Source organism: Dactylosporangium sp. CA-152071 (assembly GCF_050936335.1).
GTDB lineage: Bacteria > Actinomycetota > Actinomycetes > Mycobacteriales > Micromonosporaceae > Dactylosporangium > Dactylosporangium maewongense.
Window position 1 is genome coordinate 6989290 of sequence record NZ_JBNJMZ010000001.1, and the last position, 25655, is coordinate 7014944.

Below are 25655 nucleotides of genomic sequence, written 5' to 3' on the forward strand. Positions count from 1 at the left end.
TGCGAGCACCTGTGAGAAATCTGCAGACTTAGTGCATCTTCAGTGCAGGAAGCCGCGGACCGCGGCGGCCTCCTCGACGGCGGGGAGGAGGGCGTGGGCCCAGACGCGGTAGCCGTCGGCGGACGGGTGGAAGCCGTCGTGGCACAGCGTGCCCGCGTCGGCACGGAAGACGGCGCCGGTGCGGGCCGCCAGGTCGACCACCACCGCGCCGGCCGCGCTCGCGGCCGCGGCCTGCTGCTTCGCCACCCTGCGGCTGCGCCAGCCGAGCAGCTGCCGCAGCGGGGGCGCGAAGGCGCGCAGCGCGCCGAAGTCGGGGCAGGTGCCGACGACGACCGGGATGCCGGCGTCGCGCAGGCGGCGGCAGGCCGAGCCGAGGTATTCGGCGGCGTCGGAGCCGCGGCCGAGGTGGGTCACGTCGTTGGTGCCGACGAGGATGACCGTCACGTCTGGGGCGGGGCCGACCAGCGCCCGTGCCACCTGCGTGGCCAGGTCGGAGGAGCGGGAGCCGGCCACGGCGACGCTGGACAGCTCCACCCGCCGGCCCACGGCGCCCTCGCTGGTGCCCTCCGACAGCAGCGCCGCGAGCTGGCCGCCGACGGTGTCGGCGACGCGGTCGACGCCGACGCCGAGCGCGGTCGCGTCGCCGAGCAGGACCAGCCGCATCGGCGGCTTGCCGGCGGCGCCGACGGAGGAGCGCATCGCCAGGCGCATGTCGGGCTTCGCGTAGGGCCGGGCGCGGGCGACCATCGCCTGCGCGGCGAGGACCGCGGCGCCGCCGACCGTGCCGGCGATCACGGTGACCGTGGCCATCCGCGCCAGCCGCTTGATCGTGATCATGCCGACTCCATCGTGGTCATGTGGACTCCTGCGGGGAGCGGTCCGGCACCGCCGAGGCGGTCTCGGGTGCCTGTGCGGGCTCGCGCGCCGCCTGCTGCGGCAGCCTGTGCCAGACCCGGTGGCGCAACTGCGCCCAGCGGCCCGCCGGGCCGCGTTCCTTGCCGGCCACCTGCGCCGCGCTGACCTCGGTGCCGGGGCGCTGGGCGGCCTCGGCCGCGGCGCGCGGCAGGGACCGCACGCCCTCGCCCGCCCGCAGCGACGCGGTCAGCGGCGCCGCCACCTCGGGCTCGGTCAGCGCCGCGACCACGGTCGGCAGGACCGCCTGCGCCGCCGCGAGGTAGCCGGCGCCGGAGGGGTGGAAGCGGTCGAAACTGAACATCCGGTCCGGCTCCGCGTAGAACAGCTCGCCGAGCAGGTCACCCAGCGACACGGTCCGCCCGCCGGCCTCGACCACCGCGATCGTCTGCGCCGTCGCCATCTGCCGGCTCCAGTGCCGCGCCAGCCAGCGCAGCGGCGGCTGGATCGGCCGGATCGTGCCCAGGTCGGGGCAGGTGCCGACGACGACATGGATGCCTGCGGCCCGCAGCCGGCGGACCGCGTCGACCAGGTGCCGCACCGCGAGGGACACGCTGACCCGGTGGGTGACGTCGTTGCCGCCGATGCAGATCACGGCCACGTCGGGGCGGTGCCGCAGCGCCACGTCCACCTGCGGCGGCAGCCCCCGCGACTCGCAGCCGACGACGGCGAGGCAGCGCATCCACACAGGCCGCCGCTGCTGCTCCGCCAGCCCGGCCGCGACCGACGCGGCGAAGGTCTCGCTGGGCACCTCCGCCCCATACCCCGCGGCGGAGGAGTCACCGAGCACGACCAGGCGGATCGGCTCGCCGTCGAAGTGGGCGCCGTAGGTGCCGTCGGCGCGCGGGGGAGGGCTCACGACCTGGGGGATGACCCGCCGGGCCAGCAGTGCCTGCCCGACGACCACGCCGTAGAACAGCGCGCCGGCGCCGGCGATGCCGCCGCTGCCGAGCGCCGCCGCCGTGGCGATCCGCCGCACCTGCTCTGACCGAAGCCTCAACGCCCCCATCGCCTTCCCGCCTCTCGCCACTCAACGCCCTGGCGAGGCTAACCCCCGGTCCACAAGTATCCGCTCTCTCAAGTAAAGATCCCGATCGTCTTCATCCCGACCGATCACGACGTGGGCCGCTGCCGTGAGTGATCATCCCTGCCCAGGTGGTCCTCTCCGATTGCCCGCGGGGAACGACCGGCCAAACGTCCGCTCCCGCGCGGGGACCGTCGAGATCCATCCGTCATTCTTACCGCGCGCCGTCCGTGACAGACACCGTTACATTCATAGCCAGAGGAGAGAGGGCGGCGATCATGGCGGACAGCGCGCTGCGACGGCGGTTGGCGTGGACGGCCCTGCTGAGGGTCTTCAAGCCCGGCACGCCCGGGCTCGGCAAGCGGCTCAGCGCCATCCCGCGGATGGTGAAGGCGACGGTCAAGGGCGAATACGACGGCGGCACCCGCCTGGCGCTGCTCGCCGCCTCGGCCGTCTACATCGTGTCCCCGATCGACGCCGTGCCGGAGCTGTTCCTGCTGGTGCTCGGCGTCGTCGACGACCTGGCGATGGCGACCTACTTCGCCGGTGCGCTGCTGGACGAGCTGGAGCGCTTCCTGGAGTGGGAGAAGCAGCGCGACAACGTGATTCCGGGGCACGTCGTCAAGTAGCCGATTCCGGCGCTATACGCTGGCCGTGTGCGCTATTACGACAACGTCGTCGAATTGGTGGGCAACACGCCCCTTGTCCGGCTCCGCAACGTGACGGACGGGATCTCCGCCACCGTCCTGGCCAAGGTCGAATACCTCAACCCCGGCGGCAGCGTGAAGGACCGCATCGCGCTGCGCATGGTCGAGGAGGCCGAGAAGGCCGGCCTGCTCAAGGCCGGCGGCACCATCGTCGAGCCGACCAGCGGCAACACCGGGGTCGGGCTCGCCCTCGTCGCGCAGCTGCGCGGGTACCGGTGCGTCTTCGTCTGCCCCGACAAGGTCAGCGAGGACAAGCAGAACGTGCTGCGGGCCTACGGCGCTGAGGTCGTCGTGTGCCCGACCGCCGTCGCGCCCGAGGACCCCCGCTCCTACTACAACGTCTCCGACCGGCTGGCCCGGGAGATCCCCGGTGCGTGGAAGCCCGACCAGTACGCCAACCCGGCCAACCCCCGCTCCCACTACGAGACCACCGGCCCCGAGGTCTGGGAGCAGACAGCCGGCAAGGTGACACACTTCGTCGCCGGCGTCGGCACCGGCGGCACGATCTCCGGCGTCGGCCGCTACCTCAAGGAGGTCTCCGGCGGCACGGTCCGCATCGTCGGCGCCGACCCCGAGGGCTCCGTCTACTCCGGTGGCACCGGGCGGCCGTACCTCGTGGAGGGCGTGGGCGAGGACTTCTGGCCCACGACGTACGACCGCGACGTCTGCGACGAGATCGTCGAGGTGTCCGACAAGGACTCCTTCGACCTGACCCGCCGCCTGGCCCGCGAGGAAGGCCTGCTCGTCGGCGGCTCCTGCGGCATGGCCGTCGCCGCGGCGCTGAAGGTCGCCCGCGAGGCCGGCCCGGACGACGTCGTGGTCGTCCTGCTGCCCGACGGCGGCCGCGGCTACCTCAGCAAGATCTTCAACGACGACTGGATGGCCCGCTACGGCTTCCTCCGTACCGCCGCCGAACTGCCGACCGTCGCCGACGTCCTGGTCGGCAAGGACGGGCACCTGCCGCAGATGGTCCACGTGCACCCCAACGAGACCGTCCGCGACGCCATCGACTACATGCGTGAGTACGCCGTCTCCCAGCTCCCCGTCCTCAAGGCCGAGCCCCCGGTCGTGACCGGCGAGGTCGCCGGCTCGATCGCGGAGCGTGACCTGCTGGACGCGCTGTTCACCGGCCAGGCCCACCTCCACGACATCGTCGAGAAGCACATGGGCGACCCGCTGCCGATGATCGGCGGCGGCCAGCCTGTCAGCGAGGCCGTGGCGCTGCTGGAGAAGGCCGACGCCGCGGTCGTCCTGATCGACGGCAAGCCCGCCGGCGTCATCACCAGGCAGGACCTCCTAGCCCACCTGCGCTGACCCCACCCAACCCCTCACCTGCCGGCAACGCTCAGACGTTGGTCAATGCCCAGATGTACGGCTTTTCGCTCGTAGGCGTTGCGCGACCTACCTGGTTCAAGTCCCCGAACCGAGGTTGGATCGCGCAACGCCTTTGGGCGGTTGGGCTGGAAGCTGTCGCGGTTGATGAGCGTGAGGTCCGCTTTTGCGGGCCTGCGTGGGTGGGTTCGCCTGCGGCGCGGGCCTGCTTGCGCGGGTCTGCGTGGGTGGGCCTGCTTGCGCGGGTCTGCCAAACGGCGGGGCCGGGGTTGCCTGCTGGCGGCGCGCAGACGTTGGTCAATGCCCGAATGTGCGGCTTTCGTCCCATAGAAGGTGCGCGATCCACCCGCAGATTGATCTCTGAATCGGGGGTAGGTCGCGCAACATCTATGAACGGGTGGGCCGGAAGCCGCTGTGGTCGGTGAGCGCGGGTTCGCCTGCGCCGGTTTGCCAAGCGGCGGGACCTCGGGTTGCCCGCCGGTAGTGCAGACGTTGGTCAATGCCTAGGAATGCGGCTTTCGTCCAATAGGCGGTGTGCGATCCACTCCAGTTCAAGTCGCCCGGTGGATCGAGGGTTGATCGTGCGGCGGCTGTGGATGGGTGGGTCAGAACCCGCCGCGGGGGATGCCCGGGCGGAGTGGTGGAGGCGCGGGGTCAGCGCAGCGGCTCGGGGACGGCCACCACGTCGACCAGGGCGGCCTTGCGCAAGACGGTGATCTGCAGGCGCTGGCCGATGGCGGGGCCCAGCATGAGGCGCTGCACGTCCTGGACGCCGACGATCGGGCGGCCGCCCGCGGAGAGGACCACGTCGCCCACGTACAGGCCGGCCAGGCCCGCCGGGCTGCCCGGCACGACCTCGACGAGCCGGAGGCCCTTGCGTTGCCCGACCCGGTCGGCGAGCGGCTGGGGGAGCGCGACGGGTGTGCCGGCCACGCCGAGCCAGGCGCGGCGCACCTTCCCCGTGGCCATGAGCTCGGACATGATCAGGCGGGTCGTGCTGTTGACCGGCACCGCCAGGCCGAGCCCGATCCCGGCGACGGCCGTGTTGATGCCGACGACCTTGCCGGAGGCGTCGGCCAGGGCGCCGCCGGAGTTGCCCGGGTTGAGCGCGGCGTCGGTCTGCACGACGTCGTCGATGAGGCGGACGTGCCGGCCGTCGCGGACGGGCAGCGAGCGGCCGAGCGCGCTGACGACGCCGGCGGTGACGGAGCCGGCCAGGCCGAGCGGGTTGCCGACGGCGACGACGAGCTGGCCGATGCGCAGGTCGTCGGCGTTGCCGAGGGTCGCCGGTGGCACGCCCGTCTCGTGGATGCGCAGCACGGCCAGGTCGGCGAGCGGGTCGGCGCCGACGACGTCGAACCTGCTGCTGACCCCGTTGGTGAATTCGGCGAGCCCGCCGTCGGCGCCCGCCACGACGTGGGCGCTGGTCAGCACGAAGCCGTCGGGGGTGTAGACGACCGCCGAGCCGGAGTGGCCGCGGACGCTGAGGCTGGCGACGCTCGGCAGGAGGGCCGCCGCCACGCCGGAGACGACCCTGCTGTACGTGTCGAGCGCGTCGGATTCGGGGTCCATGCCGCACGCAACGCCGCGCGGCACGCGTCCATGCCCGGTTAGGCCGACAGCGAAATACCCCGTCAGGCCGAACGGCGAGAGCCCCGTCAGGTCGACAGCGAGATCGCGGGCAGCTCGAACCAGCGGAGGGCCTCGAAGTTGGCGGAGACGACGCCGTCGGGCTGCTCGACCTGTGAGACCTGCGCGGCCTCGGCGACGATGAGCGCCGCCTCGTCCAGGTAACCGGCCAGCGCCGACTCGGGCGCGCGCTCGTGCCTGGAGGGCCAGCGCAGCTCGCCGTCGGCGTCGTAGTGCAGCTCCGAGAGGCGCAGCGGCGGCTCGACCAGGCCGTCCCTGTGCTTCCAGAGTCCGGTGTACGGGTCGAAGCGGTACTGCGGCAGCAGCGCCCAGCCGTTGGTGGCGACGAAGTGGACGGCGTCGACGATGTAGCGCAGTACGGCGTCGGAGATGAAGTAGTTGAAGGACACCCGGACCCAGCCGGGTTTGATGCCCTCGCAGCCGGCGATGATCTCCTGCTCGAAGCGCTGCGAGCGCTCGATGTCGATGCCGAGGAGGCGGTGGCCGTACGGGCCGGCGCAGGAGCAACCGCCCCGCGACTGGATCCCGAAGAGGTCGTTGAGCAGCGACACCACGAAGTTGTGGTGCAGGTAGCGGCCGCCGGGCCGCTTCACCACGAACGACACGATCGACAGCCGCGACGCGTCCAGGTTGCCGAGGATCTCGATGTTGGGGTTGGTCTTCCACGACGTGATCGCCTCGCGCAGGAAGCGTTCCTCGAGGTCGCGGATGGTGTCGGTGCCGACGGCCTGCTTGAGCTGGAAGACCAGGCCGGCCCGGATGGACTCGACGATCGCCGGGGTGCCGCCCTCCTCGCGGTGCGCGGCGTCGGCGATGTAGTGGTGGTCGGTCGGGTTGACGTAGTCGACGGTGCCGCCGCCGGGCACGGTGGGCACGCGGTTGCGCAGCACCTCGCGCCGCACGACGAGGACGCCGGGCGTCCCGGGCCCGCCGGCGAACTTGTGCGGCGAGATGAAGGCCGCGTCCTTGTACTGGCCGGGGCCGGGACCGTACATGGCGACGTCCACGTAAGGCGCGGCGGCGGCGAAGTCCCAGAAGGAGAGCGCGCCGTGCTCGTGCAGCAGCGCCGAGATGGCATGGGTGTCGCTGACGATCCCGGTGACGTTGGACGCCGCGGAGAAGGAGCCGATCTTCAGCGGCCGGTCGGCGTGCCGCTCGAGCTCGGCCCGCAGGCGCGACAGGTCGATGTGCCCGTTGTGATCCTCGGGGATGACGACGACGTCCGCGATGGACTCCCGCCACGGCAACTCGTTGGAGTGGTGCTCGAACGGGCCGATGAACACCACGGGCCGGTCGGCGGGCGGGATGTGCGCCGTCAGGTCGTAGCGGTCGTCGAGCCCGGCCGGCACCCGCAGCCCCAGGATGTGCACCATCTTGTCGATCGCGGCGGTCGAGCCGGACCCGGTGAAGATGACCACGGTCTCGGCGTCGCCGCCGACGGCGTCGTTGACGATCTGGCGGGCGTCCTCCCGCAGGCGGGTCGTCTGCAGCCCGGTGCCGGAGGACTCGGTGTGGGTGTTCGCGTACCGCGGCAGCACCTCGTCACGGATGAACCGCTCGATGAAGTCCAGCGCCCGTCCTGACGCGGTGTAGTCGGCGTAGGTCACGCGGCGCGCGCCATACGGCCCCCACATCACCTGGTCGTCACCGATGACGGCGTCGCGGATGCGCTGCAGCAGGGGGCTCTCCATGGGGGCCATTATCCGCTCCGCCACGCCGTCCCCTTTCGAGTGGTCGCACGGGAATCGCACAGGCTGTCCGCCCACGCGTGCAGCCCGATTGTTTAACGTTTCGTCCGGAGGTTCTCAGGGAGCCTCAAGAGTTTGGGGGTAGGGAAGTTGGTCAGTGTTGACCAGTCCGAGCCAACAGACGTCGTCGACCGTCTGCTGTGGCGCGACGCCACGCAGATCCTGAGCCGGCACAACGGGTCGGACGGTGACGGACAGTGCATCTGGTGCGGGCGGGAGTGGCCGTGCGCGCCACGCCGGCTCGCCGAGAACGCCGAGGCCGCCTCGCGGCGGCCGTGGAACGAGGCCTGGACCGCCCGGCACGACCTCTACAGCCTGAGGACGATGCCCGACTGGCGGATCGACCTCGGCGCCCCGCAGCGTTCCAGGGGCGGCTGGCACCGCGCCGGCGGCAACCGGGGAACCTTTCTCTAGCACGATCGTTGATCTGAGCGGTGACTTCGGCGCTCCCGCCATGGCCGTGGTCACCGCGACACAAAGACCCGCTCGGACACGGTTGCCGGCATGCCTCCGCCGGCTCCGAACGCCTCCGGCCAGGCGTCCTCCCCAGGGATCGGGCGGGTCTACCCGGCAGGCGAGGGCACACCTTTCGTGGTTCCCCCGCATATATCGCGATGGTGTGCCCTCGCCTGCCAAAACCCCAGCAAACCGGAACGGCCCGGTCTCCACGATGTGGAGGCCGGGCCGTTGCCGTGCGTCACTCGGCGACGAACGAGAACACCGAGTTGGCGGTGTGGATGTTCGAGCCGGCGGGGGCGACGACCTTCACCGGGCACACGCCGGAGAAGTTGCCGGTCCCGAGGCCGGCCGGGTCGTCGGCGAGGCCGCTGGTCGGCGTCTTGACGGTGATCGAGGTGCCGGCCGTGTTCAGCACGAAGTTGGTGCCGGCGACGCCGCAGAAGTTGACGCCGGTGGCGCCGGTGAAGGTGCCGGTGAGCGTCACGCTGGTGGCGGTGTTGATCTTGCCGATGTTCGGCGTCATGGCGGTCAGCACCGGCACCGTGACGACGCTGGTGCCGAGGTCGGTGGCGCTCCACGTCTTGGTGACGCCGTTGTGCGTGATCGACAGGTTGCCGTTGGTCATGCCGGCGGCGGTCTTGCCGGTGAACCAGTTGCCGTTCTCGGTCGTGCCGGACGGGGCCGTGGTCATCTGCGTGCCGTCGGTCTTCTTCCAGACCTTGACCTCGGTCAGCGGCTTGCCGCCGAGCGAGGCGCTCAGGACGCCGTTGGCCCCGCTGAATGTGAAGTCGTTGTCGGCCTTGACGCGGATGGTCTGGCCGCCGGTCGAGAGGAACTGCTGGATCTGGTCCGCGGACTGCAGCGCGCTGCTCAGGTCGGTGATGACCGGGGCGGTGGTGTCGAGCTTCGGGGGCGCGATGAAGACCAGGCCGGACAGCGCCTTGGTGAGGGTGCCGCCGCTGTTGGCGAAGTTGATCGCGATCGTCTCGGAGGCGACGCCGGACGTCGGCGCGCAGCCGCCGGTGGGCGTCTTGGTCGCGATCTGGGTCGTCCCGGTCACTATGTAGAAGTCGAGGCCCTGGCAGTCGGTGTCGGCGCCGAGGTCGACGCTCTCCACCGAGTTCTCGTCGAGGGTCGCGCCGGTCAGGCCGACCACGTTGATGATGACCACCTGCTTGTCGGTGTCCGCGGCGACCTTGCCGCCGGCCGGTGATGCGATGGTGATCGAGGTGGCGGCGGGGGCGGCGTGGGCCGCCATCGGCGTGGCGACCAGTGCCGCCGCGCTGAGCGCTGTTGCCGCGGCCGTGCCCGCGCCGGCCACTCTGGCGAAGCGGGATTGCACGAAAGACATTGAGCAGGGTCCTCTCAGGCTGAACGGCTGACTGGGGATGCTCACTCAAAGTAACAGCAGTATTGCCGTCAGTAGTGAGAATCCTTCAGGAATGCGACGGCGGCCCGGAGTCGGGATTGCACTCCGGGCCGCCCTTATCGCGTGGTGGGTCAGTTCATCGCCATGAGGTAATCGGCGACGGTGAAGGTGGAACCGCTGGAGATGATCGTCTGCGAGTAGCCGGCGGTGAGCTGCGCGCCCACGGCACCGTTGCTGACGACCGTCACGGTGTAGGTGCCGTTCGGGATCGGGATGCCGGAGTGCAGCGTCAGGGACGGTGTCGTCGCTGTCGCCGTGGCCGCGTTCGACAGCGTCGGCACACCGGCGCTGACGCTCACGATCCTGGTGCCGTTCGGGATGCCCGGGCCGCTGATCGCCCGGCCGACGTCACCGGCGTTGAAGGCGGCGGCCGCCGAGGTGCCGAGCGTGTTCGAGCCGCTGGTGGTCGCGGCGTCGGCGATGACCCGGTTCGTGTTCAGCGTCATCGCGGTCACCGCGGACGTGGTGTTCTTCGACAGCGTCACGTGCGTCGCGTCGGTGAACGCCATGATGCTCGTGCCGGTCGGGATGCCCGTGCCGGTCACCGCCATGCCGACGTCCGAGGCCGAGAAGTTGCACGAGGTGGTGGTGGCCGAGCCGACCACGGCGGCGGAGCCAGAGGCGACGGTGCAGCCGCTGAGCGCGCGGGTGGAGTTGGCCCCGGCGAAGCCGGTGCCGGCCGTGTAGAGCGTGCAGATGAGCTCGTTGTCGTCCACGACCGTGACGTCGAGGCACTCCGCGACCTGCGGGTTGGTCTTGACCGTCGGGGTGGTGCCCGCCGCCGGGTTGTAGGCGCCCCGGACCAGGTAGACGTGCGCCTTGGCGTTGTCCGGCGTCAGGCCGCCGGAGGAGTTGCCGCTGAAGTCGAGCGCGGTGAAGCCGACGCCGGTGATGTCGAGGTCGGTGCCCTGGTTCCGGGTGTTCGGCGAGTTCTTGGGCGTGACGGTGATGCCGTTGGTGTAGCTGAAGACGGCGGGCTTCGTGACCGTGCCACCGGTGGTGGTCAGCGACAGGGCGAAGGGGCCGCCCGCGGCGTGCGGCGGGACGGTCGCGGTGAAGGACAGGTTGTTGCCGGCGACCACGATGTCGGTCAGCGGCGAGCCGCCGAGCAGCGCCGTCATGCCGACGCCGCCGGTCGGGATGTTCGTGCCCGTGACGGTGATCGTCGTGCCGCCCTCGGCGGGGCCGGTGGTCGGCGTCACGGTCGAGATCGTCGGGACCGGGCCGACGGTGTACTGCAGGCCGGAGCCGGCGATCAGCGGGCTGTTCGCGTTACCGGCGGTGTTGCCGCTGTACGCGCAGATGTACCAGTCCTCGGTCGTGAAGCCACCCGCGTTGACCACACCGGCCGGGACGGTGATCGACAGCTTGTTGGTCGGTGGCGTGCCGCCGAGGATCTTCACGCTGGCGGCCGGCACGGCGACGATGGTGCTGCTGACGGCGGAGTAGGTCGAGGTGCATCCGGTGTTGTCCTGGAACTGGACGTACACGGAGCCGGTGTTGAAGACCTTGCCGATGGCCGTGGCGGTGATCGTGTTGCCGCCGGCGGTCGGGCCGGAGGCCGCGCTCGGGACGAGGCTGCCGTTGAGCGTGAACACCTCGTCCGAGGCGTTCTGCAGCGTCGTGCCGGCCGCGTTGTAGGCGCAGACGAAGTACTGGGCGGTGATCTGCGCCGGGTTGCCGAGCAGTGTCAGCGTCGCCGGGACGGTCACGTCCATCGCGCTGGAGGAGGTCACCTTGATGTTGGCCGCCGGCACCTCGATGACGCCGCCGGTCTGTGTGGTCGGGTCCGAGGCGCTGGGTGGCGTCGGGGTCAGGGCAGTGGCCGAACACGCAGCGTTACCGGTCGACTTCCACTGGAACTGCACGCGCGTCGCGCCGGTGAAGCTCGTGCCGGAGTCGGTCACGGTGATCACCGTGCCGACGGGGCCGGTGCTCGGTGAGAGCGTCGTGGCGGCGAACGCCGGCGTCCCGACCGCGACCAGGCCGGCCGTCGCGAGCGTCAGCACGGCGCCTATGCGCGCCGCGGCAACACCGCGTTGCTTTGTCTTGACTTGCACTTTGGTCGTCTCCTCCGTCAGACCGCGGGATGGGAGCAATCGATAGGCACAGATCACCTGAAACAGGGACACGCATGCCGGATCGTCACTCAAAGTATCAGTACGGTTGCTGAAGGTGACGAGAAACTCGAAGGTTGCTCACACTTCGCGCACAAGGAAACGGGCGCCCCGAAGCCGGGGCGCCCGTTGTCGCGGAAAGGTCAGAGCGTTGGCAGCGAGCCCACGCCGATCGGGCACGTCATGCCGTTCGGCCCGTGGTTGCAGTAGCCGTACGGGTTCTTCACGTCCGACAGGTACTGCTGGTGGTAGTCCTCGGCGTAGTAGAACGGCCCGGCCGGGCCGATCTCGGTGGTGATCTCGTCCTTGCCGGCGGCGCGGACCACCGGGGCGAACGCCTCCCGCGAGGCGGCCGCGGCCGCTTCCTGCGCCGGCGTGGTCGTGTAGATCGTCGAACGGTACTGGGTGCCGACGTCGTTGCCCTGGCGCATGCCCTGGGTCGGGTCGTGGTTCTCCCAGAACGCCTTCAGCAGCGTCTCATAGGAGACCTTCAGCGGGTCGTACACGACCTGGACGGCCTCGGTGTGACCGGTCCGGCCGGAGCACGTCTCCTCGTAGGTCGGGTTGGCGGTGAACCCGCCCTGGTAGCCGACGGCGGTGGAGTGGACGCCGGGGATGCGCCAGAAGATGCGCTCCGCACCCCAGAAACAGCCCATGCCGAAATACGCGACCTCCAGGCCCAGCGGCCAGGGCCCGCGCAGCGGGGTGCCGAGCACGGTGTGGGTCGCCGCGACCGGCATCTCGGTGTCGCGGCCGGCGAGCGCGGTGTCGGCGGTGGGCAGGTCGAGCGGCTTACGGATCCACGGGAACACGATCAGCTCCTTACAAAGCTCGTGGGCTCAAGTCTGCCTCGCGACAGGCCCGTCCGCCTTATCAGGTCATTACGGCTGCGACCCGGCGAGCGGATTGTGCCGACCCGTGACTCGGCTCACCCCGTCCCGCACTATGGTCGGTCCATGACGCACGGCTTCGAGACCCTCGCCATCCACGCCGGCCAGGAGCCGGACCCCGCCACAGGAGCGGTGGTCCCGCCGATCTTCCAGACCAGCACGTACGCGCAGGACGCGGTGGGCCACCCCCGACGCGGCTACGAGTACAGCAGGACCCAGAACCCGACCCGCGACGCGCTGCAGGAGTGCCTCGCCGCGATCGAGGGCGGCCGCCGGGCCCTCGCCTTCGCCTCCGGCCTCGCCGCCGAGGACACGCTGCTGCGCACGGTGTGCGTGCCCGGCGACCACGTGGTCATCCCCGACGACGCCTACGGCGGCACCTACCGGCTCTTCTCGAAGGTCGCGCAGCGGTGGGGCCTGGACTACACGCCGGCGTCGATCCACAGCGTCGACGCGGTCCGCGACGCGATCACCGACCGCACGAAGATCGTCTGGCTGGAGACCCCGACCAACCCGCTGCTCGGCATCGCCGACATCGCCGCGCTCGCCCAGGTCGCCCACGACCGCGGCGCGCTGCTGGTGGTGGACAACACGTTCGCCTCGCCGTACCTGCAGCAGCCGCTGCACCTGGGCGCCGACATCGTCGTGCACTCCACCACGAAGTACATCGGCGGGCACTCCGACGTCGTCGGCGGCGCCCTCGTCGGCAGCGACGACGAGCTGCTGGACCGCCTCGCCTTCCACCAGAACGCGATGGGCGCCGTCTGCGGCCCGTTCGACGCGTGGCTGACCATGCGCGGCATCAAGACCCTCGGCGTGCGCATGGACCGGCACTGCGACAACGCGGAGAAGGTCGTCGAGTTCCTGTCCAGGAACAAGGCGGTGCGCCAGGTCCTGTACCCGGGGCTGCCCGACCACCACGGCCACGAGGTCGCGGCCAAGCAGATGCGGCGCTTCGGCGGCATGGTGAGCTTCCGGGCCGCCGGCGGCGAGGAGGCCGCCGTGGAGATCTGCAACCGGGCGAAGCTGTTCGTGCTGGGCGAGTCCCTCGGCGGCGTCGAGTCGCTGATCGAGCACCCCGGCCGCATGACCCACGCCAGCGCGGCCGGCTCGCCGCTGGAGGTCCCCGGCGACCTCGTCCGGCTGTCCGTCGGCATCGAGACGATCGACGATCTTCTCGCGGACCTGGAGCAAGCCCTCGCTCGTTGAGACACTGAACGCCCATCGGCCGGAAGGTGTCTCACCATGCTGCACCGCTCCACCACCTGGGTCGGCATCACCGCGCGGGAGATCGCCCGCGCGGTGCGCCGCGGTGACACGTCAGCGACGGAGGTCGTCGCCGACCACCTCGACTCGATCCGCGCCTACGACCGGATCGTCGGCGCGTTCCGGCAGGTCCGGGCCGGCGAGGCGATCGCCGAGGCGGAGATCGTCGACGACCAGCCGGAGCTGCGCAACCTGCCCCTGGCCGGCGTGCCGATCGCGGTGAAGGAGAACATCGCGGTCACCGGCCTGCCCACGTGGAACGGCTCGGCGGCCGCCCGCGGGCCCGTCGCCGAGCACGACCACGAGGTCGTCCGGCGGCTGCGCGGCGCGGGCGCCGTCGTCGTCGGCGTGACGAAGATGCCGGAGCTCGGCATCTGGGGGATCACCGACGACGCCGACGGCGTCACCCGCAACCCGTGGCGCACCGACCGGACCCCCGGCGGCTCGTCGGGCGGGTCGGCCGCCGCGGTCGCCGCCGGCCTGGTGCCGATCGCGCACGGCAACGACGGGCTCGGCTCGATCCGGATCCCGGCCGCCTGCTGCGGGCTCGTCGGCCTCAAGCCCGGCCGGGGCGTCGTCCCCGCCGGCATCGGCGCCAACGACTGGCACGGGCTCGCCGAGAACGGCATCCTCGCGACCACCGTCGGCGACGCGTCGCTGGGCTTCTCGGTCATCGCCGGCCGTACCCCCGAAGCGCTGCAGACGCCGGGGAAGCTGCGGATCGCCGTGTCGTCGCGCAGCCCCGCCACCGGCGTGTTCCCCGACGCGGGCGCCCGCAAGGGGCTCAGCGACGCCGTCCGCCTGCTGCTCGGCCTCGGCCATGACGCGGTGCGCGCCGACCCCACCTATCCGCCGGCCCTCGCCGCGAAGGTCCTCGCCACCTGGTTCGCCGGCGCGGCCGGCGACGCCGCCGAGCTGGACGTGTCGCGGCTGCAGCCGCGCACCCGCCGGCACGTGGCGCTCGGCGAGCAGGCCCTGCGCCGCGGCATGGTCAAGCCCGCCGACCGGGACGAGTGGCGGGAGCGCTGCCGCAACTGGTTCCTGGCCGGCGGCCACGACGTGCTCGTCACCCCGGCCCTCGCGACCGCCCCGCCGCGCGCCGTGCGCTGGTCGGAGCGCTCCTGGTCGGCGAACATGCTGGTCAACACCCGCTACGCGCCCTACAGCGCGCCGTGGAACTTCGCCGGCTTCCCCGCGATCGTGATCCCGGTCGGTGTCCGGGCCGACGGGCTGCCCGCCGCGGTCCAGTTCGTCGGGCCGCCCGGCTCCGAGCTGCTGCTGCTCGCCCTCGCCGGCCAGGTCGAGCAGGCCGCTCCGTGGCGGCGGCACGCGCCGGGCTGGCCCCGCGTCGCGGCGCGGCGTTAGGGCGGGCGATGCGGCGGATCAGGGCGATCTCCGGCTGGGCGACCGCGGCGATGCTCGCGGTCGCCGGGGCGGCCCTCACCCACCTGTGCGTGGCGTTCCTGCCCCTCGTCGACATCTGGGCCGCGCACCGCCCCGGCACCGACGCGGCGGCGGTGCGCCTCGGCGGCTGGGCCGCCCTCGCCGTCGCGGTGCTGACCGCCTGGGTCGCGTTCGCCGGCTGGGCCGGCCGGGCCCGGTCGAACCTGGCGGCGTTCGGCATCCGTGCCACGTCCGCGGTGCCGCTCATGGACGTCGCCGTCGGCAGCGTGGGCCGGTCACCGCTGCTGCGCCGCAGGATGACGGTGCTCACCTGGTTGTGGTGGCTCGGCCTGCTGCTCACGGTGACCGCCGTCGGCGTCGCCGTCCTGGCCGGCCTCGACAACCTGCGGGAGATCGACGACGTCCGGGAGCGGGTCGCCGCCGGCGGGACCGTCGACCGGGCGCTCGTGTCGCACCTGTTCGGCCGGCAGCTGCTGCTGCGCCTGCCCGGCGCGGCGCTCGGCATCGCCGCCGCGGTCGTCGCGCTGATCCTCATCGCCCGCGTGACCAGCGCGCAGTACGGCCGCGTCGCCCGCCTCCGCGGATCCCTCGTGCCACCGGCGACCCTGCGGGCGCTGCGCTCCACGAACGAGGACTGGACGGTGGTGCTGCCGGTCGCGGTCGGTGGCACGATCAGGGAATGACGGAACCTTCCTCGGGGCTCGTGACGCTCGCCGACATCGAGGCGGCACGCGACCTGTTGTCCGGCGTGATCCGCCGGACACCGGTCGAGCCCAGCCGGCCGCTCACCGCGAAGCTCGGCGGCCCTGCCTGGCTCAAGTGCGAGAACCTGCAACGGGCCGGATCGTTCAAGGTCCGCGGCGCGTACGTGCGGATCGCCCGCCTCAGCGCGGACGAACGCCGCCGCGGGGTGGTCGCCGCCAGCGCCGGCAACCACGCGCAGGGCGTCGCCCTCGCGGCCGGCCTGCTCGGCACCACCAGCACCGTCTTCATGCCCGTCGGCGCGCCGCTGCCGAAGATCGCCGCCACCAAGAACTACGGCGCCGCGGTCCAGTTCGCGGGCGGCACCGTCGACGAGGCGCTCGTCGCCGCGCAGGAGTTCGCGGACCGCACCGGCGCGGTGCTGATTCACCCCTTCGACCACCCCGACATCATCGCCGGGCAGGGCACCCTCGGCCTGGAGCTGCTCGAGCAGCTGCCCGACGTGCGGACCATCGTCACCGGCATCGGCGGCGGCGGCCTCATCTCCGGCCTCGCCGTCGCGGTCAAGGCGCTGCGCCCCGACGTGCGCATCATCGGCGTGCAGGCGGCGGGCGCGGCGGCCTTCCCCGAGTCGCTGCGCGCCGGCCGCCCGGTCCGCCTGGCCGCGCTCGGCACGATCGCCGACGGCATCGCGGTCGGCCGCCCCGGCGACCTCACGTTCGCCCACGTCAGCAAGCTCGTCGACGAGGTCGTCACGGTCACCGACGAGGACATCTCCCGGGCGCTGCTCATGCTGCTGGAACGCGGCAAGACCGTCGTCGAGCCCGCCGGCAGCGTCGGCGTCGCGGCCCTGCTCGCCGGCGCCGTCGAGGTCGAGACCCCCACCGCCGCGGTCCTCTCCGGCGGCAACATCGACCCGATGCTCATGCTCCGGGTGATCGAGCACGGCCTCGCCGCCGCCGGCCGCTACCTGGCCTTCACCGTCCGCTGCGGCGACCGCCCCGGCCACCTGGCGAAGATCCTTTCCCAGATCGCCGAGCACGGCGCCAACGTCGTCGACGTCGCCCACCGCCGCCAGGACCCGCGCCTGCAGCTCGGCGAGGTCGAGATCCACCTGTCGGTCGAGACCCGCGGCTCAGAACACTCCGACCGGCTGGTCAACGCCCTCCGTTCGGCCGGATACACGGTGACCTTCGGCGCGTAGAAGATCTTCGGCAAGCGGCTCGCACACCGCCACACCTTCGCCACCTTCGACGCCTTCAGCCGTGGGGCCGACCAAAGCACGACGGTCGGCTCCGGTGTGCTCCTGGTGTCGTCGCTGCTGCTGTACGGGGTGGTCCTGGGCCTGCTCGCCACCGGGATCTGGCTGTGCACCGTCTCGACCCCCGGCATCCTCGTAGGGCTGGTGGTGATCGCCCTCGCGGTCCTCCTGCGGCCCCGCATGGGCCGGGTGCCGAAGTATGCGACCGAGGTCACCGCGGCGGAGGCGCCGCAGCTGCACGCGCTGGTCCGCGAGGCGGCCGCCGCGGTCGGTGCGCCGGTCCCGCGGGTCTACGTCGAGGGCGACCTGTTCGACGCGGCGGCCTACACGGTCGGCCTGCGGCGCCACCCGACCCTGGTGCTGGGCCTGCCGCTGTGGAACGCGCTGCCGCGGCAGTCCCGGATGGCGTTGCTGGGCCACGAGCTCGGCCACTTCGTCAACGGCGACCCGCGGCGCGGGCTGCTGGTCCAGCCGTCGTGGACGACCCTGGCCGAGCTCGACACGCTGCTCCAGCCGGAGTCCAGGCGGGAGGGTGACGTCTGGACAAGCGAGGGGTTCCTGGTCGTCTGGGTCGTCAGGCCGCTGCTGAACCTGGTCAAGCTGGTCGTGCGCGGCCTGCTGTGGGTGCCCAGGACCGCCCTCGCCGTCCAGGTGCTGCGGGAGGGGCAGCGGGCCGAATACCGCGCCGACCGGGTCGCGGCCCGGCTGGCCGGCCGCGCGGCCACCGTCGACCTGCTCGACACCCTGGTCGTGCTTGAGAGCCTCGGGATGCTGATCATGCGGGACGCCCGGGCCGGGCGGCCGGTCGCCGAGTGGCCGCAGACCACCCGGCAGCTGCTCGACGAGCTGCGGCCGCAGCTGGCGTCGCGGCGTGACGCGGAGACGGAGCGCGAGATCTCGCTCTTCGCCACCCACCCACCGTCGGGGCTGCGGGCCCGGCTGATCGAGGCGACCGCGCCGGAGTCGGCGGCGGTCGTGCTCGACAGCGCGCGCAACGAGCGGATCGACGCCGAGCTGGCACGACACAGCGCCAGCTCGGCGCGGACCCTCAAAGCGTTGTGATGCTCAGCCGGCGAACGGCTCGAACGAGATGACCTTCACGGCGATCTGCGCGCCGCTCGGGGCGGTGTACTTCACCTGGTCACCCTTGCCGGCGCCCAGGATCGCCTTGCCCAGCGCGGACTCGGGGCTGTAGACGGTCAGGTCCGTCGTCGCCGCGATCTCCCGTGAGCCCAGCAGGAACGTCTCGGTGTCGTCCTCGTCGTCGTCGAACTGGATCGTGACGACGGTGCCGGGCGCGACCTTGTTGCTGGTCGGCGCCTCGCCGACGACCGCCTTGCGCAGGAACTCCTTCAGGTACAGGATGCGGCCCTCGGCCTTGCCCTGCTCCTCGCGGGCGGCGTGATAGCCGCCGTTCTCGCGCAGGTCACCCTCTTCGCGGCGAGCGTTGATCTCCGCGGCGAGCGCCGGCCGGTTGGCGATGTGCTCGTCCAGCTCGGCCTGCAGCCGGTCAAATGCTTCCTGCGACAGCCAGGTTGTCCCCTGGTCGCCGTCGGTCGTCGACACTGAAGATCTCCTTACGGGCACGCTCGGTCAAACCACCAAAGTACCAGTGAGCCGCATCACCGTCGGCATGGAAAATGCTGGGTGCTCAGCGGGTGCGGCGCGGGCCGCAGGCCGGGACCTCCACGGTGACCGGCCGGGCGCTCGTCGCCAGCCGGTAGGTGACCGGTGCCTCGGCACCCTTCGGGACGTCGACCTCGGCCAGGCCGACCTCCTCGCCGCTGGCGGAGCGGGCCCGGACGCGGCAGGTCGCCTCCTTCGACGCGTCCTTGCGGACCACGAAGTCCACCGTGATGCCGTCGTCGCTGACCGCGTAGAAGCGCTGGACCTGAGGCTCGTACTCCTGCGGCCCGTACTGCTGGAAGAGCTTCACCGCGATGAGCACGCCGGCGACCCCCGCCACGGCGGCGAGGAGCACGACCAGCCAGGTGCGGCGCGGCCGGGGCTCCCGGCGGCGGCCGTAGCGGCCGGGCGGGTACTTGGCTGTGGCGTGCGTCTCGGTCACGGGATGACGGTCCTCGTCGTTTCGTCGGAGGTACCGACCACAATAGGGTCGTAACCCGGGGCGCCCCCACCGCGGGGTTGACGGACACCTTGAGGAGAGCTTGTGAGCGGTCAGCGGAGCGGCTCGGACCGCTCACCGGCGTTGCAGTATTTGGCTCAGGCCGGCGCCGGAGCGTCAGCGGAGGTGACGGCATGAGCGGTCAGCGGAGCGGCTCGGACCGCTCACCGGTGCTGCGGATTTTCGCTCAGGCCGGCGCCGGAGCGTCAGCGGAGGTGGCGGCGTGAGCGAGCAACTGCGATTGATGGCGGTGCACGCGCATCCTGACGACGAGTCGAGCAAGGGCGCGGCCGCGATGGCGCGCTACGCCGCCGAGGGCGTCGAGGTGCTGGTCGTCACGTGCACCGGCGGCGAGCGGGGCAGCGTGCTCAACCCGAAGCTCGACCGGCCCGAGGTCTGGGAGAACATCGCCACCATCCGCCGCGCGGAGATGGACCGGGCCCGGGAGATCCTCGGCGTCGACCAGGCGTGGCTGGGCTTCGTCGACTCGGGCTTCCCGGAGGGCGACCCGCTGCCGCCGCTGCCCGAGGGCTGCTTCGGCCTGATGGACCCCGAGGAGGCGGCGGCGCCGCTGGTCGAGCTGATCCGCAGGTTCCGCCCGCACGTGATCACCACGTATGACGAGGAGGGCGGCTATCCGCACCCCGACCACGTCATGACGCACAAGGTGAGCATGGTGGCGTTCGACGCCGCCGGCGACGCGGCCCGCTATCCCGGCACCGGCGAGCCGTGGCAGCCGCTGAAGCTGTACTACAACATGGGCTGGTCCCGGGTCCGCATGCTCGCGCTGCACGAGGCGATGCTGGAGACGACCGGCGAGTCGCCCTACACCGAGTGGATGAAGCAGTGGGAGGAGCGCCCCGACAAGGGCGACCGGGTCACCACCCGCGTGCCGTGCGGTGAATACTTCGAGGCCCGCGACGACGCGCTGCGCGCGCACGCCACGCAGGTCGATCCCGACGGCTTCTGGTTCGCCGTCCCGCTCGACATCCAGCAGAAGATCTGGCCCACCGAGGACTACGAGCTGGTGAAGTCGCACGTCGACACCCGCACGCCGGAAGACGATCTTTTCGCGGGCGTAAGGTAGGCAGTATGCAAGCGTGGCAGTTCCTCGCCGAGAACAACTTCGGCGACACCCGCTCGGGCGGTCTGGCCGGCCCCATGGGGCTGCTCATCATCGTCCTGCTCGCGATCGCGACGGTGTTGTTGATCCGCAACATGACCGCGCGGATTCGCCGCCTTCCTGCGGAGTTCCCGGATCCCGACAAACCCGCCACCTCGTCCGACGACGACCGCAGTGACGAGGGCTCCGACCTAGAATCGCGGCACTGACCACTGTTGTGCCTTTCTTCCGTGCTTTAGCCTTCACGGGGTGCGCGTTCCTTTCGCCGGACGCGTCTCCCTGTGGGGCAGGGAAGGGGGGCAGATGGTGGACACCCCGTTTGCCCACGGATCTGCTCACGCTGCGCATGCGGGTCGCCGCTTAGCGTCATTGTTGTCGGTCGATGCGGTGCATCGATGACACCCCTTCCGGCGCGCCTCACCGCCGCCGTGGCGTCCGTCGCCTTCGCCGGCGTGGCAGTCGCGACGGTGCTGACCGCCACGAGGCAGCCCGGCCTCTCGGGCCTGTCAGGAGCGATCGCGGCGAGCTTCGGCGTGGTGATCCTCGCCCAGCTCGCCCGCCTGAGAGTGCGGGCCGGCGCCGGTCAGGCCGCCTTCGCCTGGGGCGAGGCCGCGATCGTGATCCTGTGCGTCAACCTGCCGGCCCCGCTGATCCCGCTCGTCGTCCTGCCGGGCGCCGCCGTGTCGCACAGCATCCTGCGCACCGTCGACGCCCGCGCCGGCCGCGTCCGCACCGGGCGTGACCTGCTCTACACCGTCTCCGCGCTCACCCTGGCCGGCACGCTCGCCGCGGCCACCGCCACCCTCGTCGCGCCGGTCCACGACGCGCCCCTCACGCCGCACGGCATCCTCGCCCTGAGTGCCGGCGCGCTCGTGTACTGCGTCGTGTCGATCACCGCCACCGCCGCGCACGTCGCCACCACCCGGGGCGGCCGGACCGCCACCGTCGCCGCCGATCTGCTGCGCGGCAAGCTGCTCATGGTCGTCGGCAACGTCGTCATCGGCCTGGTCGTCGTCTGGGCCTGCCTCACCGACGCGCTCCTGCTGCTGCTCCTGCCGCCGGTCCTGCTGCTGCTCCAGCAGCTCTACGCGAGCCGCATCGGCGACCGCGAGGAGCGCCGCACCTGGCACGAGTTCGCCGAGGCGACCCGCGACCTCAACCGGCTCGACGTGCGGGGCACCGCCGAGGCCGGCATCGAGGGCGCCCGGCGGCTCTTCGGCGCTTCGGGCGCGCAGGTCGTGCTGGCGGGCGGCACCGTCTTCGGCGCGAGTCCCGGCGAGAGCCCGGCGGCCCACCACCTGGTCGTCGGCGCGGTCGCCGTCGGCGAGCTGCGGCTGTCCGGCCTCGGCCGGCTCAGGCCCCGCAACCAGCGCATGCTCGACGCGTACGGGGACGCCCTCGCCGCCGCCCTGCACGACGCGATCAGCCAGGACGAGCTGCGCTCGATGAGCGAGCGCACCACGTACGACGCCGTCCACGACCCCCTGACCGGCCTGTTCAACCGGGCGGCGCTGCTGTCGCGCGGCAACGCGCTGCTCCGCCGCCGCGGGCCGCACGACCCCGTCGCCATGCTGCTGTTGGACGTCAACGACTTCAAAGAGGTCAACAACGCCCTCGGCCACGCGGCCGGCGACGAGGTGCTGCGCGTGATCGCCGGCCGGGTCACCGAGGCCGGCGGTGCCGGCGACCTGCTCGCCCGCCTCGGTGGCGACGAGTTCGCGCTGCTCATCACCGACCTCGACACCGGCGGCGCCGACCTCGCCCTCGCCGCCGCCGTCGAGCGGGCCCGCAAGCTCAGCGCGCAGATCGCCGTGCCGATGCGGATCGACGGGGTGCTCCTGTCGAAGGAGCCGTCCATCGGTGTGGTCGTCGCCGCCGCCGGCGAGGTCGACCTCACGGAGCTGCTGCGCCGCGCCGACATCGCCATGTACCAGGCGAAGCGCGCCGTGCAGCCCGTCGCCTGGTACGACGCCGGGCGCGACGACGCCAGCACCGACCGCCTCGCCCTGCTCGCCGAGCTGCGGGAGGCGCTGAACGCCGGCGAGCAGCTCAGCGTCGAGCTGCAGCCGGCTGTCTCGCTGGCGCCCGGCGCGCAGCAGATCACCGGCGTCGAGGCGCTCGTGCGGTGGAAGCACCCGCGCCGAGGGCCGCTCACTCCCGGGCAGTTCCTGCCCGTCGTGGAGGCCAGCGAGCTGATGGGCCCGCTCACCCGGTGGGTCCTCGACCGGGCGATCGGCCTCGCGTCCAGCTGGCGGCGCGCCGGCCTCGCCGTCCCCGTGTCGGTCAACATCTCCGCCCGCAGCCTCCTGGAGCGGCAGCTGCCTGAGGCGATCGGCGACCTGCTCGCCCGCCACCGCCTCCCGGCCGAGCTGCTCGTCCTGGAGATCACCGAGACCGTGATGCTGTCGCAGTCGCCCGTCATCGACGACGTCCTCGCCCGCATCCGGCGGCTCGGCGTCCAGCTCGCGGTCGACGACTTCGGCACCGGGTTCTCCTCGTTCACCGTGCTCACGCGGCTGCCCGTACAAGAGGTGAAGATCGACCGGGAGTTCGTCGCGCAGATGATCGACTCCCCGAAGGCCGAGGCGATCGTCCGGGCCACGGTCGAGCTCGGGCTGCGGCTCAAGCTGCGCGTCGTCGCCGAAGGCGTGGAGAACCCCGACCAGCGCGCAGCCCTGGCCGCGCTGGGCTGCACCTCCGCGCAGGGCTTCCTGTTCCACCCGCCGCTGGCCGCCGAACGCCTGGCGGCCGTCCTGCGCGAGCGCCGCCAGGTGCAGCGCCGTCACCTGCGCGCCGAGGGCGCCGGGTAGTCCGTCCGTCACCGTGCGCATCGACGGTCCTCGGGGGTCGCGGACCGGTGCTAGGGTCTGCCCCAGCGATTCTTGAGCGGGGCCCGGGATGGCGATCATCGATGTGTCCGACCTGCGGCGGACGCTCCGGTCCCGCAGCGGCCTGCGCCGCACCGAGAAGGTCGTCGAGGCCGTGCGGGGCATCTCCTTCCAGGTGGAGCGCGGCGAGCTGTATGGCCTGCTCGGGCCCAACGGTGCCGGCAAGACCACCACGATCAAGATGCTCATCACGCTGCTGCTGCCGACCGGCGGGCGGATCGAGGTGCTCGGCCACGACGTGGTCGCCAGCCCGCGCGAGGTGCGCCGCCGCGTCGGTTACGTCTTCGGCGGCGACCGCGGGCTGTATGAGCGCCTGTCTGGCCTGGACAACCTGCGGTATTTCGCCGAGCTGTACGCGGTGCCGGCCCGCGAGCAGCGCGCCCGCATCGGCGAGCTGCTCGACCTCGTCGGCCTGACCGGCCGCGAAAAGGAGCGGGTCGAGGGCTACTCCCGCGGGATGCGCCAGCGGCTGCACATCGCCCGCGGCCTGCTGCACCGCCCCGAGGTCCTCTTCCTCGACGAGCCCAGCATCGGCATCGACCCCGTCGGCGCCCGCGAGCTGCGGCAGGCGGTGAAGGCCCTCATCGCGCAGGGCACCACGGTGCTGCTCACCACGCACTACATGTTCGAGGCCGACGAGCTGTGCGACCGCATCGCCGTGCTCGCCGGCGGCCGCATCGTCGCCGAGGGCACGCCCGAGCAGCTCAAGCAGAAGGTCAGTGTCGGCAACGTCGTGGCGGTGTCGGCGTTCGCGTGCACCGGGCTCGGCCTCGCCAACGCGGCGCTGTCGCTGCGGGTCCGCGAGGTGGCCGTCCTGCCCAACCTGGTCGTCGGCGTCCTGCTCGTCTTCGCCGGCGTCAACGTCCCGCTGTCGGAGCTGCCGGACTGGATGGCCGCCGTCGCCGCCTGGCTGCCGCTGACCCACGGCATCGCGGCGGCCCGCGAGGTCGCGGCCGGCGCGGGGCTGGCGTCGGTGCGCGACGACGTGCTCGCCGAGGCGGGTCTCGGCGTGCTGTACGTGGTGGTCGGCCTGGCCCTGCTCGCCTGGTTCGAGCGCGAGAGCCGCCGCAAGGCCACGCTCGACGTCGCCTGAAGTGCTTCGCCGGCTCCTCCACTTCGCTTCGGTCTCGTAGTGGAATGGAGCATTCCGTTCTGATAGACTGGTCGCAGTCACCGAGTTGAGGGAGTGTCTGATGAGCTCGAACACCTGGACCGTCCTGGACGAGTCGCACGCGGCGCTGCGGGCGGTGCTCGCCGGGCTGCGCCCGTCGGACCTGCTGCTGCCGACGCCGTGCGAGCTGTGGAACGTCACCCAGGTCCTCCAGCACGCCGCGGGCGACCAGCTCGGCTACGCCGCCGCGATCACCGGTGAGGGCTGGCCGACGTTCGACCCGTTCGCGCCGTCGGGCGAGCTGGACGGCGACGTCGACGCGTTCAAGGACTTCGTCGAGCGCACGATGCAGGCCTCCGCCGTGGCCTGGGCGACCGTCGCCGCCAACGCGACCGACGCGCCCACGCCGCTGCCGCAGGGCAAGATGGCCGGCTGGCTCGGCGCCGGGGCGGCCGGTCTGGACGCCGCCGTCCACGCGTGGGACGTCGCGGTCGCGACTCGACAGCCGTCGCCGCTGTCCGACGGCCTCGCCGAGCGGCTGCTGCCGGTGGCGCGCGAGATCGTCGAGCCGCTGCGGGCCTACGGCGCCTACGCCGCAGCCCTGCCGGCCGACGACGCCGGCCCGGCGGTGACCCTGCTGCGCTACCTCGGCCGCGCGGCCTGACCGCTCCGCAGTTGGGGGCCACCCACTCGGGCGGCCCCCTGCGTGGCTCCCCGACCGTGGGTGACCGCTCCGGTACCGTCTGCGGCATGCGCGGGGAGCGGACGATCGTCGCCGGCTTCGTCATCGGTGCGGTCGCGGTCGGGGCGTTCGTGGTCCTCGACCGGTATGAGAAATCCACCCAGTTCACGGACCTGCCCGGCGACGCGGACGTGCGCCTCGTCGGCAGGTTCACGCCGAAGCAGGTCGACCGCATCGCGTCCCTGCCCCAGGCCGCCGCCGTCGAGTGCGGCACCACCCTCTACGGCGTCACCGTCGTCACCTCCCGCGGCCTGCTCAACGGCGCGACGGTGCTGACCGCCGCCAGCCGGCCGGGCCTGCGCTGGTCGGCGGTGCGCTCGGGCACCTACCCGGCCTCCGACGCGCAGGTCCTCATCGACGAGCGCACCGCCGCCGCCCACGACATCCGCCTCGGCGAACGGACAACCCTGTCCCGCGGCCAGGCCGTCGTCAACGCCACCGTCGTCGGCATCGCGGGCCGCCCCGCGGACACCGCCGTCGGCCCGACCGCCCCGGTGTTCCTGCTCCCGTCAGGCGCGGTCGCCGCCCTGGACGGCGAGGCGTCCTGCGAGTCGGTGACGGTGGAGCTCCGCCGCCGCCGCGACGCGAGCACGTTCAGCAAGGCCGCCCACGACCTGCTGAATCCACCCCCCACCGTCATCTACGACGAGTCCCTCCGCGGCCACGTCTGACTCCCCGGCACCGCCCCTGCCGACCTCCGGCGTCGTGAACTTCTCAGCCCGCGGGGCCGCATCATCGCTGACCGGCCTCCGCAACCGGCCGCTG

Annotated in this window: 23 protein-coding genes; 14 read left to right on the forward strand and 9 right to left on the reverse strand. The window is 72.1% G+C overall.

Annotated elements, in window-relative coordinates; all coding sequences use genetic code 11:
• Positions 1 to 39: 39 nt before the first annotated feature.
• Both ACQEVZ_RS31495 and ACQEVZ_RS31500 read right to left on the reverse strand, forming a co-directional pair.
• Positions 40 to 837: an SGNH/GDSL hydrolase family protein gene (locus tag ACQEVZ_RS31495; RefSeq protein WP_354890868.1), complete on the reverse strand. Its 798-nt coding sequence runs from the start codon at positions 835 to 837 to the stop codon at positions 40 to 42.
• Between the two features lie 16 nt (positions 838 to 853).
• Entirely contained in the window at positions 854 to 1921 is a 1068-nt protein-coding gene (locus ACQEVZ_RS31500) for a GDSL-type esterase/lipase family protein (RefSeq protein ID WP_433373159.1), read from the reverse strand.
• A gap of 293 nt (positions 1922 to 2214) precedes the next feature.
• On the opposite strand from ACQEVZ_RS31500, the gene ACQEVZ_RS31505 reads away from it, so the two are divergent.
• Both ACQEVZ_RS31505 and ACQEVZ_RS31510 read left to right on the forward strand, forming a co-directional pair.
• On the forward strand, positions 2215 to 2565 hold the full coding sequence (locus ACQEVZ_RS31505; protein WP_344501717.1) for a YkvA family protein: 351 nt from the start codon (positions 2215 to 2217) through the stop codon (positions 2563 to 2565).
• Between the two features lie 27 nt (positions 2566 to 2592).
• Entirely contained in the window at positions 2593 to 3957 is a 1365-nt protein-coding gene (locus ACQEVZ_RS31510; protein ID WP_360558040.1) for a cystathionine beta-synthase, read from the forward strand.
• A gap of 672 nt (positions 3958 to 4629) precedes the next feature.
• Here ACQEVZ_RS31510 and ACQEVZ_RS31515 read toward each other — a convergent pair.
• Positions 4630 to 5547, reverse strand: coding sequence for a S1C family serine protease (locus tag ACQEVZ_RS31515; RefSeq protein WP_433373164.1), 918 nt, complete (start codon positions 5545 to 5547; stop codon positions 4630 to 4632).
• Positions 5548 to 5633: 86 nt separating this feature from the next.
• Complete coding sequence (locus ACQEVZ_RS31520; RefSeq protein ID WP_360558043.1) at positions 5634 to 7316, reverse strand: aminotransferase class V-fold PLP-dependent enzyme; 1683 nt, start codon at positions 7314 to 7316, stop codon at positions 5634 to 5636.
• A gap of 147 nt (positions 7317 to 7463) precedes the next feature.
• Between ACQEVZ_RS31520 and ACQEVZ_RS31525 the strand changes: the two genes are divergently transcribed.
• Positions 7464 to 7787, forward strand: coding sequence for a hypothetical protein (locus ACQEVZ_RS31525; protein ID WP_344501713.1), 324 nt, complete (start codon positions 7464 to 7466; stop codon positions 7785 to 7787).
• A gap of 283 nt (positions 7788 to 8070) precedes the next feature.
• Here ACQEVZ_RS31525 and ACQEVZ_RS31530 read toward each other — a convergent pair whose 3' ends face one another.
• The 3 genes from ACQEVZ_RS31530 to msrA all read right to left on the reverse strand — a co-directional run bounded on the left by ACQEVZ_RS31530 (position 8071) and on the right by msrA (position 12118).
• Positions 8071 to 9183 carry a hypothetical protein gene (locus tag ACQEVZ_RS31530; protein ID WP_433373168.1) on the reverse strand — a complete coding sequence of 371 codons (1113 nt, stop codon included), beginning with the start codon at positions 9181 to 9183 and terminating at the stop codon, positions 8071 to 8073.
• Between the two features lie 149 nt (positions 9184 to 9332).
• The gene (locus ACQEVZ_RS31535; protein ID WP_433373171.1) at positions 9333 to 11270 is read right to left on the reverse strand and encodes an IPT/TIG domain-containing protein; all 1938 of its coding nucleotides are present in this window, start codon (positions 11268 to 11270) and stop codon (positions 9333 to 9335) included.
• A 251-nt stretch (positions 11271 to 11521) separates the two neighbouring features.
• Entirely contained in the window at positions 11522 to 12118 is a 597-nt protein-coding gene (gene msrA / locus ACQEVZ_RS31540) for a peptide-methionine (S)-S-oxide reductase MsrA (protein WP_354890943.1), read from the reverse strand.
• 216 nt (positions 12119 to 12334) lie between these two features.
• Here msrA and ACQEVZ_RS31545 point away from each other — a divergent pair, with 216 nt between their 5' ends.
• From ACQEVZ_RS31545 to ACQEVZ_RS31565, 5 genes are all read left to right on the forward strand, one after another.
• A complete protein-coding gene (locus ACQEVZ_RS31545; protein WP_344501710.1) occupies positions 12335 to 13477 on the forward strand; it encodes a cystathionine gamma-synthase in 1143 nt (380 codons plus the stop codon).
• A 36-nt stretch (positions 13478 to 13513) separates the two neighbouring features.
• The gene (locus ACQEVZ_RS31550; RefSeq protein ID WP_433373174.1) at positions 13514 to 14899 is read left to right on the forward strand and encodes an amidase; all 1386 of its coding nucleotides are present in this window, start codon (positions 13514 to 13516) and stop codon (positions 14897 to 14899) included.
• Positions 14900 to 14907: 8 nt separating this feature from the next.
• Complete coding sequence (locus ACQEVZ_RS31555) at positions 14908 to 15621, forward strand: hypothetical protein (protein ID WP_354890871.1); 714 nt, start codon at positions 14908 to 14910, stop codon at positions 15619 to 15621.
• Positions 15618 to 16844, forward strand: a complete 1227-nt coding sequence (gene ilvA / locus ACQEVZ_RS31560; RefSeq protein WP_433373177.1) for a threonine ammonia-lyase — start codon at positions 15618 to 15620, stop codon at positions 16842 to 16844. Before ACQEVZ_RS31555 ends, ilvA begins: the two co-directional genes overlap by 4 nt.
• A gap of 96 nt (positions 16845 to 16940) precedes the next feature.
• Positions 16941 to 17963, forward strand: a complete 1023-nt coding sequence (locus tag ACQEVZ_RS31565) for a M48 family metalloprotease (protein WP_433373180.1) — start codon at positions 16941 to 16943, stop codon at positions 17961 to 17963.
• A gap of 3 nt (positions 17964 to 17966) precedes the next feature.
• On the opposite strand, the gene greA is transcribed toward ACQEVZ_RS31565, so the two are convergent.
• On the reverse strand, positions 17967 to 18467 hold the full coding sequence (gene greA, locus ACQEVZ_RS31570; protein ID WP_344501705.1) for a transcription elongation factor GreA: 501 nt from the start codon (positions 18465 to 18467) through the stop codon (positions 17967 to 17969).
• 85 nt (positions 18468 to 18552) lie between these two features.
• Positions 18553 to 18969 carry a DUF4307 domain-containing protein gene (locus ACQEVZ_RS31575; RefSeq protein WP_344501704.1) on the reverse strand — a complete coding sequence of 139 codons (417 nt, stop codon included), beginning with the start codon at positions 18967 to 18969 and terminating at the stop codon, positions 18553 to 18555.
• Between the two features lie 280 nt (positions 18970 to 19249).
• Between ACQEVZ_RS31575 and mca the strand changes: the two genes are divergently transcribed.
• The 6 genes from mca (at position 19250) to ACQEVZ_RS31605 (ending at position 25561) form a co-directional block, all read left to right on the forward strand.
• Complete coding sequence (mca, locus tag ACQEVZ_RS31580) at positions 19250 to 20113, forward strand: mycothiol conjugate amidase Mca (RefSeq protein ID WP_360558053.1); 864 nt, start codon at positions 19250 to 19252, stop codon at positions 20111 to 20113.
• Between the two features lie 5 nt (positions 20114 to 20118).
• Positions 20119 to 20358 carry a hypothetical protein gene (locus ACQEVZ_RS31585; protein ID WP_344501702.1) on the forward strand — a complete coding sequence of 80 codons (240 nt, stop codon included), beginning with the start codon at positions 20119 to 20121 and terminating at the stop codon, positions 20356 to 20358.
• Positions 20359 to 20544: 186 nt separating this feature from the next.
• Positions 20545 to 22959: a putative bifunctional diguanylate cyclase/phosphodiesterase gene (locus ACQEVZ_RS31590; RefSeq protein ID WP_433373186.1), complete on the forward strand. Its 2415-nt coding sequence runs from the start codon at positions 20545 to 20547 to the stop codon at positions 22957 to 22959.
• An 88-nt stretch (positions 22960 to 23047) separates the two neighbouring features.
• On the forward strand, positions 23048 to 24130 hold the full coding sequence (locus ACQEVZ_RS31595) for an ABC transporter ATP-binding protein/permease (RefSeq protein ID WP_433373189.1): 1083 nt from the start codon (positions 23048 to 23050) through the stop codon (positions 24128 to 24130).
• Between the two features lie 100 nt (positions 24131 to 24230).
• Complete coding sequence (locus ACQEVZ_RS31600) at positions 24231 to 24812, forward strand: TIGR03086 family metal-binding protein (protein WP_433373192.1); 582 nt, start codon at positions 24231 to 24233, stop codon at positions 24810 to 24812.
• An 86-nt stretch (positions 24813 to 24898) separates the two neighbouring features.
• Positions 24899 to 25561: a hypothetical protein gene (locus ACQEVZ_RS31605; RefSeq protein WP_344501696.1), complete on the forward strand. Its 663-nt coding sequence runs from the start codon at positions 24899 to 24901 to the stop codon at positions 25559 to 25561.
• The last annotated feature ends 94 nt before the right edge of the window (positions 25562 to 25655 follow it).